Raw genomic sequence first — 10,828 nt, forward strand, 5'->3', positions numbered from 1 at the left:
TCAACAACGGGCGCACCTTCTCGTCCATGTACAACCAGCCCACGGCGGAGCTGTACGACGTCGTCACGGACAACCAGGTGCCGTACCGGCTGTACGGCTCGCAGCAGGACAACACCAGCATCGGTGTGCCGTCACGGCGGCTGGAGAACACGCTTCGGCCGCAGCAGGAGTGGACCTTCGCGGCCGGGTGCGAGACGGGCCCCGTCGCCCTGCACCCCGACCACCCGGAGACGATCTGGGGCGGATGCTACGGCGGCAACCTCAACCGGATGCACGTGCCCACCGACACGCGCGTGAGCGTGAGCGTGTATCCCGAGAACACGGCCGTGGCCCCGCGCGACATGATCAACCGCTGGCAGTGGATCGCTCCCGCCGTCGTCTCGCCGCACGACCCGCGCACGCTGTACTACGCCAGCCAGTACCTGTACCGCAGCCGCGACGGAGGCGACCGCTGGGAGCGCATCTCGCCGGACCTGACGACGAACGACACCACCCTGCAGCGCTGGCCCGGCGGGCCCATCACCCCCGACCACACGGGCGCGGAGGTGTTCACCACCATCTTTGCCGTGGCGCCCTCGCCCCACGACGCGCGGACGCTGTGGGTGGGGACGGACGACGGGCGCGTGCACGTCACCCGCGACGAGGGTGGCACGTGGACGGACGTGACGCCGCCGGGGATGCCGCGGCTGGGCACGGTGAGCCGCATCGACGTGTCGCCGCACGCGCCGGGCCGGGCGTTCGTGGCCGTGCACCGGTACCGGATGGACGACTTTGCCCCGTACGTGTTCGCCACGGACGACTTCGGGCGCACGTGGCGGCGGCTGGCGGATGGCACCAACGGCATCCCCGCCGACCACCCCGTGCGCGTGGTGCGCGAGGACCCGGCGCGGCGCGGGCTGCTGTACGCGGGCACGGAGTTCGGCCTGTTCGTCTCGTTCGATGACGGCGCGCGCTGGCAGCCGCTGCGGCTGAACCTGCCCGCCACGCCCGTGATGGACATCAAGGTGCACCGCGGCGACCTGGTGCTGGCCACGCAGGGCCGCTCGTTCTGGGTGCTGGACGACCTCACGCCCCTGCGCGAGCTGGCGGCGGACGCCCGCGCGGGGACCGTGCGGCTGTACACGCCGCGTCCGGCGGCGCGCGGGGTCGTCGGCCCGCCCCTGCAGGAGGTGGATCTGGTGCTGCCGGACGACCTGCCCCACGGCGCGCTCATCCACTACGCGCTCCCGGCGGACGTGCCGGAGGTGCGGATGGACGTGCTGGATGCGAACGGGCGGACGGTTCGCGCCTTTCACTCCGACTCCGTCCAGGCGGAGCGGCTGGGGACGCGCCGGCTGCGGGCTGCGCGCGGCTTTCACCGCGTCGTCTGGGACCTGCGCGGCGCGGGCCCGCGGTCGCTCTCCGAGACGGGCGAGGCGCGCGGGTGGATGGGCGGCGTAAAGATGCCGCCGGGCGACTACCGCGTGCGCCTCACCGTCGGCGGCGACACGACGTCCCACCCGCTCGTCGTCACGGGCGACCCGCGCGATCCCTCCATCACCCGGGCGGACTACGAGGCGCAGCACGCGCTGTCCTCCGCCGTACGCGACACCATCGAGCAGATGAACGGCCGGCTGGCGGCCCTCGCCTCCGTGGACGCGCGGGCGCGGGCCCTCGTGCGGCAGGCGGACAGCACGGGCGCGGCGTCGCCCGCGCTGCGCGCCGCGGCGGACACGCTGCTGGCGCGAACGGCGCGGGCGCGGGCGCTGCTCGTGCCGGCGCAGGCCCCGGGCGACCTGGGCACGCCGGCGGGGTTGATGGCGCAGTTCGGCACCCTGTACGGCACGCTCGTGGGCGACGGGGGGTACGGCGCCGGCAGCGCGGAAGGCCGCCCCACGGAGGCGCGCTACCGGCGCGCGGCGGACCTGGACGCGCAGTGGACGGCCATTCGCCCGCGGCTGGACGGCGTGCTGGCGGACGAGGTCGCGCGCTTCAACGAGGCCGCGCGGACGCTGGGGCTTCCGCCGATCGAATCTGTCCCGGGTCGCTGAGGCCGAATCGCACCGACCGCACAACGGGTTGATTTCCTGAGGGAGCGCCACGCGTAACCTGAACATGCGCAGGACTTTGGCGCGACCGAAGGATCTCCTTCGCGGGGCAGGGACTTCGCCGCCTGGCTGGGTCCCTGCCAGGGCGGGAAGATCCTTCGGGGCCACACGCACCCGGTGCGGTCGGGCTCGAGAGGGCCCCTCAGGAAAACAACGCTTTTCCGGATCGGGTGTGATGATTGGCGGCCCAGTGCGGATGATCGATTGAAAACGGCCCCGCGACCAGACCGGTCGCGGGGCCGTTCTTCATCTGCCGACCGCTGATCCGCCTCGTCGGCGGACGACGCTTGCGCGACGTGCACGGCGTTCACATCGTTGGCCTCGCCGGACCCTGCCGAACGATCGACACGAGGACGAGACGATGAGCGGAGACTTCCCCGAAGCGGACTGGAGGATCCTGCGCGAGCTCAAGCCGGTGCTGCTGGACCGGCTGTGCACGCGCATCATGGACGAGTGCCGCGCCGTGATGGACGACCCGTCGCGCACCGCGCACGAGCGCTACCTCGCCCTGTTCCGAACGATCAAGGGCCGCGACGAGGTGCTGTCGATGGCGTTCGACGACATGCGCCGGTCGCGGGCCCTCTGGCGGCTGGCGTGGCTGCGGCACCTCGCGCTCTTTTGCGACGACGAATGGGAGCGCTTCAGCCCCGGGACGCGCGAGACGGTGCTGTTCCTGGCCGGCGAGATCGACAACGAGGAGCGCAAGGAGGGCGGGCGCCGGTAGCCTGGCTCACGCGCCCGGCGCGTCCCCGTACAGGTCCGTGACGTCCGCCGCGGCGAGCTCCACGAGGAAGCCGCTGATGCGCTCGGCGACGGCGTCCAGGTAGGCGGCGCCTTTCTCCGGTGTGGCGGCGGACGGATCGCCCACGCCCGTGTCGTCGGTGATGGCCGTCCACGGCCGCGGCGCCCACGCCCACCCCTCGCGCAACCCGGCGATGCGCGCCTTGCGCTCCGCCCCGGGGCCGGCCTCGTCCAGCGGCAGCACCAGGTCGGGCGCCACGTGCATCATCACGCTCGTCTCCAGCTCGCCGGCGTGGTCGCCGGGCTGGTCGAAGTACGGCCGCGCGTCCAGGCAGCTCCACCAGTTGATGGCGCACAGGAACAGGCCCGCGTCCGGCACCAGCTCGCGGATGATGGCGCGGAAGTCGTTGCCGCCGTGTCCGTTGAGGATCACCAGCTTGCGCACGCCCTGCCCCGCCAGCGCATGGACGAGGTCGCGCAGGACGGCCCGCTGCGTGGACGGGTTCAGGTTCAGGCAGAACGGGATGTCCAGCTGCCCCGTCTGCACGCCGAACGGCACGGTGGGCAGCACGGCCACGCGCGCGCCCCGCTCCCACGCCCGACGCGCGGACTCGGCGGCGACGGCGTCGCACTGGATGACGTCCGTGGCGTATGGCAGGTGCCAGTTGTGCGCTTCCGTGGCGCCCCACGGCAGCACCGCCACGTCGAACGGCGTGCGCTGCACCGCCTTCCAGTTGGTCTCCGCCAGGATGTACGGCCGCCCTGCCATCGTTGCTCCCTCTGCACCGCGGATCGTTGAGGTCTTTTACCGGGCGCGGACAGCCTACCGGGCCAGTCACTCACATGCAAGCGATATCGGATGATGAGAAGCTCGCGGGCACTGCGGACCGAGCAAGCGTTCGAGGTCAAAGATTCTCTCAAGCTAGCTGCTTTATGGCGCGACGAAACAGCATTCTCACACGGGGCCTTCTGTAGACCTGTCCCGCGCATCCGTGCCGGCCGGTGGTCTTCATGGCGACCCCGTCCAGCTCACTCCGCTTCGGCCCCGGCCTCCATCGCGAGGACGCGGTCCAGCACGGCCACGAACGTCTCCTGCGGCTGCGCGCCGGAAAAGGCGTACTTGCCGTCGATGACGAAGAAGGGCACGCCGTCCACGCCCAGCGCCTTGGCCTCGGCCTGGCTCTCGTCCACCACGCGCGACAGCTGGTCGCCGGCCAGAAAGCGCGCCACGCGGTCGCGGTCCAGCCCCACGCCCGCGGCCACGTCGGCCAGCACGCCCGTCTTGCCCACGTCGCGGCCCTCCTGGAAGTTCGCGCGGAACAGCGCCTCGGCCATCTCGCGGGCAATGCCGGCCTCCTGCGCCAGCAGCACCAAGCGGTGCGCGTCGCGCGTGTTGGGGTGCGCGGCAATGCGCTCGAAGTCGAACCGCAGCCCGTCGCCCGCGCCGGCATCGGCCACGTGCTGGAACATGGCCCGCGCGCGCTCCGGCCCGCCGAACTTGGTGCGCACCACCTCGTCCCAGGGCAGCCCCTCGGGCGGGATGTCGGGCTGCAGCTGGAACGGCCGCCACACCACCTCCGCCTGGATGTCGGGCCGCTGCTCCAGCGCGCGAAACAGGCGCGTCTCGCCGATCCAGCACCACGGGCACACCACGTCGGCCCATACTTCGATCTGCATCCACCACTCCGTAATCTGCTTCGGATGACCTGCGCTGCCTGATCGTAGTGCACGATGCCGGCCGCCGCGAGCCCGGACGCGGATGAACCTTGGCCTCCTGGCATGACTCGCAGAAACGCGTCATCCTGAGGGAGCGCCGCGCGGATCCGCCGTGACACGGGGCCCTAGCGCGACCGAAGGATCTTGCGTTCAAACCATGGAGGCGGCGTTCGTGCACGAGAGTCGCCGCAGAGCTTCGCACACAAGATCCTTCGTCGCCGCCAGGGATCACGCACGGGCCGCGTCCGCGCGGCGGCTCCTCGGGATGACGCTTCCGGGTGGTCCTGTGGATTCGATGGCTCCCGGGACCTGTCCACATCGGCACATGTCTCGCATCCGGCGATCCCCCGTTCGATCGTGGGATTCGGCTCACCCGATGGGAATCACCATGGCGCACCGGCTCATCCGTCCGCTGCAGGCCCTGGCCCTTTGCGCGCTGCTGGGCGCGTGCCGCTCGTCGCAGGCCGCCGAGGCGCCGGCCGCCGCGCGCATGCTCACGCGCATCGAGGGCTTCGGCTTTCCGGAATCCGTGCGTTACGACCCGGACCAGGACGTGTACTTCGTCTCCAACATGGCCGGGCCAGGCTCGCTCAAGGACGGCAACGGCTACATCGCCCGCGTGTTCGCGGGGGCCACGGACCGCGCGGAAGTCTTCATCCAGGGCGGCAAAAACAGCGTCGTGCTAAACGCGCCCAAGGGAATGGCGCTGCGCGGCGACACGCTGTGGGTGGCGGACATCGACGTCCTGCGCGGGTTCGACCGGCGCACGGGTGCGCCGCTGGCCACCATCGACCTGCGCCCGCAGCGCGCCGTGCTGCTGAACGACGTGGCGGTGGGCCCGGACGGCGCGCTGCACGTGACAGACACGGGCATCGCCATGACGGACAAAGGCGTCATCTACCAGGGCGGCGACCGCATCTTTCGCATCGCGCCGGACCGGACGGTGTCCACCATCGCGTCGGGCGCGGGGCTGGGGCGGCCCAACGGCATCACCTGGGACCCGGACGGAAAGCGGTGGATCGTGGTCTCGTTCGATCCGTTCCGCAGCGAGGTGTACGCCATCCGCCCGGGCGACAGCGTGCGCACCATCCTGGCGCGCGGGCCGGGCAAGTTCGACGGCGTGGAGCGGCTGGCGGACGGCCGCCTGCTCGTGACCTGCTGGGCCGACAGCAGCCTGCACGTGATCGACGGACAGCACACGCAGCGCGTCGTCCGCGACCTGTGGCAGCCGGCGGACCTGGGCGTGGATACGCGGCGCGGTCTCATCGCGATCCCGCTGGCGCTGCAGGGGCGGGTGGAGATCTGGGCGCTGTCGGGACGGACGGCAGGGAATAGGGAATAGGTAATAGGGAATAGCGGGCAACGGCGGGGGACAGGTTACAGGGGACAGCAGGAAAAGACGCAGGGCGCGGCCAGGGCGCCCTGCGTCTCGTCACTTCTGTGGATGCGGGGGTGCGGATCAGCCTTCGCCGGCGGTGACCTGGCCGTGGTTGAGCGCGGCCACGAGCGCCGTCCCGCCCAGCACGTTGCCGATGAGCGCCGGCAGCACGAATCCGCCCAGCGCGTCGCCAAAACCCTTCTCGCCGGCCCACACCAGGTAGAACGCCTCCACGGCGCCCGCCACCACGTGCGACAGGTGCGCCGCGCCCACCAGCCACGTGATGATGACGATCACCCACAGGTGCGCGGCCTGCGCGGCGGGCAGCATCCACACCATCAGCGCGATGAGCCAGCCGGCAAAGATGCCGCGCAGCACCGTCAGCCCGAACGACGGCTCCGTGGCCTCGCGCGACAGCTCCGCGAACGCGTGCCGCATCTCCGGCGAGAACGCCTCCGTGCGCGCGGCCACCAGCGCGAACAGCAGCGCGCCCGCCAGGTTGGCGACCAGCACCACGGCCCACAGCCGCGCCACGTTGGCCAGCGTGCGCCCATCGCGCCGCGCCAGCAGCGGCACCACGGCCGTCAGCGTGTTCTCGGTGAACAGCTGCTGGCTGCCCAGGATCACGATCAGAAAACCGGCCGCGTAGCCCAGGCTCACCACGAGCGGGCGCCACTCCGCGTCGGGCAGCCCGTGCCGCAACACGCCCTGCGCCACCAGCGAGAACCCCATTGCCAGCCCCGCCGCCAGCCCGGACCACGCCAGGCCGGCCGTGGCCCGCTCCAGCTCCTTTTCACCCTGCCGGCGGATGACCTCCAAGGTGGTCTTGGCGTCCAGCGACTGCTCCTCCGTCGCTTTTTGCTCCTCGTGCTCGTCCAGGTCCGGCACGCGCTCCGGCCGGTCGTCGTGCTGCGGGCGTGCGTCGCTCACGGGCGTCCTTGCGATGGCGGCAGATGTGCGCTTCGAGCGATCCCGGGGCGCAAGAGCAGGGCCGGTGTCGTTCCAGGTCCATGACCCGTTGATCCTCCCCGCGTTCTTTGACAACTTTGGGCTGTCATCGCGAACCGCTCATCCTCTTCGGGAACAGGTCTGCCGATGAAGCTTGATCCGTATCCCATCGTCGGGCCCTGGGATGCCGGCTTTACGCTGGAGGTCCATACGCTCGGCGCGGAGTTCCTCGGCTATGACCTGGAAGGCCGCCCGAAGTTCGAGACCGTTCGCTCGGAGCTCGGGGAGAAACTCTATCGCCTCAAGTACAAGGGCGAGCGTTCCGCCAGCGTTGATCTCGCGGCCGCAGCTGCGGACTTTCTTCGATCCCGACGGCTCCTGGTGGAGGTGGTCGTGCCCGTTCCGCCCAGCCGTCCACGCCCGTTTCAGCCACTCCTGGCCATCGCCAGGAATCTGGCAAGGAACCTGGAAATCGAGTACGATCTGCGAAGCCTGGTGAAGGTGAAGGAAACGCCCGAACTCAAGCGGGTCGAGGAGATGGCGGAGCGCGAGGCGGCACTCAAGGACGCCTTCGATGTACAGGGAAATACGCTCGCCGGGCGGCACGTCCTTCTCCTGGATGATCTTTACCGCTCGGGGGCAAGTATGAAGGAAGCGGCCCGCACCGTGCGGCTTCGCGGGAGGCCTGCCTCTCTGGCCGTGTTGGCGCTCACCCGAACGAGGAGCAAGGCATGAACCGGGTTTTCCTGGGCGGCTCGCGCAAGATGTCGCGACTGAACGAGCCGATCCGTGCCCGGCTCGCGGAGATCGTGCGCCGGCGGATGCAGATCCTCGTGGGCGACGCGAACGGCGCGGACAGGGCCATGCAGCAGCAGCTGGCCGAGTGGCGGTATCCCCACGTGGAGGTGTACTTCGTGGGCTCCGCACCGCGCAACAACGAGGGGGCGTGGCCTGCCCACCGTATCCCGACCCCGCCCGGCGTGCGCGGCTTCGATTTCTACTCCGTGAAGGATCGCGCCATGGCCGATGCCGCGGAGTGCGGGATCATGCTGTGGGACGGAGAGAGCCGGGGGACGCTGGCCAACGTGGAGAACCTGGCCAATGCGGGAAAACCGGTAACGGTGTACGTCGGCCCGCGTCGCCGCTTTGTCAATGTGCGTTCGGCATTGGACCTGGGGGCGCTGCTGGGGGTTGGGGAGCCGATTCAGGCCACTCGACCCGCCTCCGCCGAACTGCAGACCGCGCTCGTTCTGCCGGCTGACGGTTGAACCCAGGCATCGGCGTTCGCCAGGACGGCGTCTGAACCGCCCATCAGCCCTCCAGGCGCCGGGAACCGGGGAGCGCGGCTGAGCGTTATCATCCCCCGAGACCGCTCATCCGCAACCGTGATCCATCTGCCCATTCCCCGTCGAAGCCCATGCTGAATCCAGCCCATCCGCATCCCGTTCATGAAGTGCAGCCGTCCGACGAGGCCGAGTGGGCGCGGATGCGCTTTGGCCTGTGGCCGCATCATCCCATCGAAGAGCACGAGGCCGAGACGCGGCAGATGCCCGGCCCCGACCATCCCGAGCTCGTGGTCGTGTTCGTGGCGCCGCGGGCGGAGGGCGGACTGCGTGGGTTCCTGGAGATGTCCGTCCGCTCGTACGCGGAGGGATGCGACGGGCCCACGCCGTACGTGGAGGGCTGGTACACGGACCGCGACGTGCGCGGCCACGGCGTCGGCGCGGCGCTGATGGCGGCGGCGGAGCGATGGGCCGCCGCGCACGGCTACCGCGAGATGGCGTCCGACGCGCTGCTGGACAACGTCGACAGCCACCGCGCGCACGGTGCGCTCGGCTTCGAGGAGGTCGAGCGATCCGTGCACTTCCGCAAGGACATCGGCTGAGGGAGAAGGTGCGACCGATCCGTCATCCGCCCGAAACGAATTATTGGCGGAACAAGCTACAAATCAGATCGGAGCCCGCAGCCGAATTCGGCTGCGGGCTCCGATTTTTCTCATCTGTTGAGCCGCAAGCACTTACCTATTGGACGGCGCATTCCGGACGGAGATGATCAAGATCGGGGTACGGAAATTCCGGGTTTTCGCCTCGCCCACCCTTACCTATCCACTACCCTCGGAGGCGCCATGACCCGTTCCACCCTCGTCCCGCGGCTGCACGAGCCGCCGCGGCGCACACGCACCGCGCGCGGCAGGCGCTGGTGCCTGGCCGCGTTGCTCACCGCCCTGCCGCTGGCCGCGTGCGACGCGGACCTCACCCGTGCCACGAGTCCCGCATCGGCGCTCCGCACCCTCGCGGGGACGGCCACGCTGGCGTGGGTGAGCCCCGCGGGCAGCGTGGCGACCAACCCGGTCACCTTTCGCGCGGACGCGACGAGCGACATCGTCACCATCAAGTACTTCGCGGACGGCACGTACCTGCTGGGCAGCAGCACCGACCGCGCGAACAACTTCCCGGTGACGTACAAGTTCACGGGCGTGGGCGTGCGGCGCATCTACGTGCGCGGCTACAACGCGGCGGGGACGCAGGTGGCGGGCGCGTACAAGGACTTCACCATCCGCGACCTGATCTCCAACGTGCCGTACTTCTTTCAGTACGCCAACACGTACGAGCCCGGCGCCACCTGCGCCAACACGACCATGGCGATGCTGCTCAAGTACTACGGCGCCAACTACACGCCGGACCAGATCTACCAGGAGTTCCGCAAGCAGTCGCAGGACGAGTTCAAGCTCGACACGATCTTCAACCGCCTGGCGGCCCGCGCGGGGATCAAGCAGCGCCTGCGCGTGCACATGGAGACGGGCTCCGTGGCGGAGATGGAGGCCGAGCTCAACAAGCAGCGGCCCGTCATCATCCACGGCAAGTTCACCAGCGCGGGGCACGTGATGCTGCTCATCGGCAACGACGGCACGAACTATACGATGAACGATCCCGCCGGCGTGTGGGGCCAGCAGCTGTGCAACGGCGCGGGCTACGGCGGATCGGGCGGGGCGGGCGTGCGGTACCCGCGCGGCATCGTGGGCAAGGCCATCACCACCCCGTGGCAGGGCAGCTGCACGACGTTCGACCCCAACACCGTGCGCTACCACGAGACGTACCTGGTGCCCTGAGCACCCCCGTCCCGAAGTGATCGAGGCCGGCTCCCCCCGGGAGCCGGCCTCATCCATTTCATCCACCGGCCGGCACCTCGTCCGCGTCGGGCCCTGTCTCCGGCGGCGCGGCGGGGATGAACACGGCCACCAGGTGCATGAGCATGAACATCCCCACGCTCACCAGCGGGTTCCAGAAGGAGACCGCCATCACCACGAAGTACGCCGCGATGACGATGATGAGCCGGCGCTGGATTCGGCGCACCACGCGCGTCTCCAGGTCGTTGCGCACGAGCCGGCGGCCCGCGGTGGCGTACGTCCACTGGGCCAGGTTCATGGACGCCGCCCCCGTGAGCGTGATCCCGTAGACGAGGATGGACGACGGCTCGTGGATGGCCTTGTTGAGCAGCGACGCGGCCACGGGGATGAGCGCCACGAAGAACAGGAACGCGATCTTGAGCCAGGTGTGCACGCGGTCCGTGTGGGCCGTGTAGTGCGACTGCGCCTGGTGCGTGGACCAGAACAGGCCCAGGATCAGGAATCCCAGCGCGTAGGAAAGCAGCTGCAGCAGCAGGGCGTCCGTGTGGTCACGGATGGGCAGGTGGTCGGGAAGCGTTTCGGTGATCTCCAGGGCCATGAGCGTCATGGCGATGGCGAACACGGCGTCGCTCAGGGCGTTGAGCCGGTGCGGGCTCACGCCGTGGGAAGAGTATCCGGTCGGATCGTGCTCGCTCATCTGCGGCCAGCGCCAGGAACGGTTGTCGAGGGTTCGTCCACACCACCGGGCAAGAATCGGGCAGACCAGCAGACTGACTCACACGGAGCCGCGGAGGCGCAGAGGAGTTCGTCCCCCGCGATGAAGTACTCTGC

General features: G+C 69.9%; 10 protein-coding genes and 1 pseudogene. 7 read left to right on the forward strand and 4 right to left on the reverse strand.

Features of this window, described 5'->3' with window-relative positions; all coding sequences use genetic code 11:
- Both VFZ20_RS17730 and VFZ20_RS17735 read left to right on the forward strand, forming a co-directional pair.
- A pseudogene (locus VFZ20_RS17730) lies at positions 1-2,030 on the forward strand (hypothetical protein); the annotation flags it as partial.
- A gap of 418 nt (positions 2,031-2,448) precedes the next feature.
- Positions 2,449-2,811, forward strand: a complete 363-nt coding sequence (locus VFZ20_RS17735; RefSeq protein ID WP_329685256.1) for a hypothetical protein — start codon at positions 2,449-2,451, stop codon at positions 2,809-2,811.
- A 6-nt stretch (positions 2,812-2,817) separates the two neighbouring features.
- Here VFZ20_RS17735 and VFZ20_RS17740 read toward each other — a convergent pair whose 3' ends face one another.
- Both VFZ20_RS17740 and VFZ20_RS17745 read right to left on the reverse strand, forming a co-directional pair.
- On the reverse strand, positions 2,818-3,597 hold the full coding sequence (locus VFZ20_RS17740; protein ID WP_329685257.1) for a creatininase family protein: 780 nt from the start codon (positions 3,595-3,597) through the stop codon (positions 2,818-2,820).
- 260 nt (positions 3,598-3,857) lie between these two features.
- Complete coding sequence (locus VFZ20_RS17745; protein WP_329685258.1) at positions 3,858-4,505, reverse strand: DsbA family oxidoreductase; 648 nt, start codon at positions 4,503-4,505, stop codon at positions 3,858-3,860.
- A gap of 415 nt (positions 4,506-4,920) precedes the next feature.
- Here VFZ20_RS17745 and VFZ20_RS17750 point away from each other — a divergent pair, with 415 nt between their 5' ends.
- Positions 4,921-5,886, forward strand: coding sequence for an SMP-30/gluconolactonase/LRE family protein (locus tag VFZ20_RS17750; protein ID WP_329685259.1), 966 nt, complete (start codon positions 4,921-4,923; stop codon positions 5,884-5,886).
- 117 nt (positions 5,887-6,003) lie between these two features.
- On the opposite strand, the gene VFZ20_RS17755 is transcribed toward VFZ20_RS17750, so the two are convergent.
- Entirely contained in the window at positions 6,004-6,852 is an 849-nt protein-coding gene (locus tag VFZ20_RS17755) for a formate/nitrite transporter family protein (protein WP_329685260.1), read from the reverse strand.
- 165 nt (positions 6,853-7,017) lie between these two features.
- On the opposite strand from VFZ20_RS17755, the gene VFZ20_RS17760 reads away from it, so the two are divergent.
- From VFZ20_RS17760 to VFZ20_RS17775, 4 genes are all read left to right on the forward strand, one after another.
- Positions 7,018-7,605, forward strand: a complete 588-nt coding sequence (locus VFZ20_RS17760) for a hypothetical protein (protein WP_329685261.1) — start codon at positions 7,018-7,020, stop codon at positions 7,603-7,605.
- A complete protein-coding gene (locus tag VFZ20_RS17765) occupies positions 7,602-8,138 on the forward strand; it encodes a hypothetical protein (RefSeq protein WP_329685262.1) in 537 nt (178 codons plus the stop codon). Before VFZ20_RS17760 ends, VFZ20_RS17765 begins: the two co-directional genes overlap by 4 nt.
- A gap of 149 nt (positions 8,139-8,287) precedes the next feature.
- Positions 8,288-8,755, forward strand: coding sequence for a GNAT family N-acetyltransferase (locus VFZ20_RS17770; RefSeq protein WP_329685263.1), 468 nt, complete (start codon positions 8,288-8,290; stop codon positions 8,753-8,755).
- A gap of 240 nt (positions 8,756-8,995) precedes the next feature.
- On the forward strand, positions 8,996-9,979 hold the full coding sequence (locus VFZ20_RS17775) for a C39 family peptidase (protein WP_329685264.1): 984 nt from the start codon (positions 8,996-8,998) through the stop codon (positions 9,977-9,979).
- A 58-nt stretch (positions 9,980-10,037) separates the two neighbouring features.
- Here the strand turns inward: VFZ20_RS17775 and VFZ20_RS17780 are convergent, their stop codons facing one another.
- Entirely contained in the window at positions 10,038-10,694 is a 657-nt protein-coding gene (locus VFZ20_RS17780; RefSeq protein ID WP_329685265.1) for a TMEM175 family protein, read from the reverse strand.
- Between the last annotated feature and the right edge of the window lie 134 nt (positions 10,695-10,828).

This window comes from Longimicrobium sp. (assembly GCF_036280135.1).
In the GTDB taxonomy this organism is placed as follows: domain Bacteria; phylum Gemmatimonadota; class Gemmatimonadetes; order Longimicrobiales; family Longimicrobiaceae; genus Longimicrobium.

Coding starts and splice junctions, on each gene's coding strand:
- VFZ20_RS17760 (WP_329685261.1), top strand. CDS start 7,018: ATGAAGCTTGATCCGTATCCCATCGTCGGGCCCTGGGATGCCGGCTTT.
- VFZ20_RS17740 (WP_329685257.1), bottom strand. CDS start 3,597: ATGGCAGGGCGGCCGTACATCCTGGCGGAGACCAACTGGAAGGCGGTG.
- VFZ20_RS17770 (WP_329685263.1), top strand. CDS start 8,288: ATGCTGAATCCAGCCCATCCGCATCCCGTTCATGAAGTGCAGCCGTCC.
- VFZ20_RS17775 (WP_329685264.1), top strand. CDS start 8,996: ATGACCCGTTCCACCCTCGTCCCGCGGCTGCACGAGCCGCCGCGGCGC.
- VFZ20_RS17780 (WP_329685265.1), bottom strand. CDS start 10,694: ATGAGCGAGCACGATCCGACCGGATACTCTTCCCACGGCGTGAGCCCG.
- VFZ20_RS17745 (WP_329685258.1), bottom strand. CDS start 4,505: ATGCAGATCGAAGTATGGGCCGACGTGGTGTGCCCGTGGTGCTGGATC.
- VFZ20_RS17750 (WP_329685259.1), top strand. CDS start 4,921: ATGGGAATCACCATGGCGCACCGGCTCATCCGTCCGCTGCAGGCCCTG.
- VFZ20_RS17735 (WP_329685256.1), top strand. CDS start 2,449: ATGAGCGGAGACTTCCCCGAAGCGGACTGGAGGATCCTGCGCGAGCTC.
- VFZ20_RS17765 (WP_329685262.1), top strand. CDS start 7,602: ATGAACCGGGTTTTCCTGGGCGGCTCGCGCAAGATGTCGCGACTGAAC.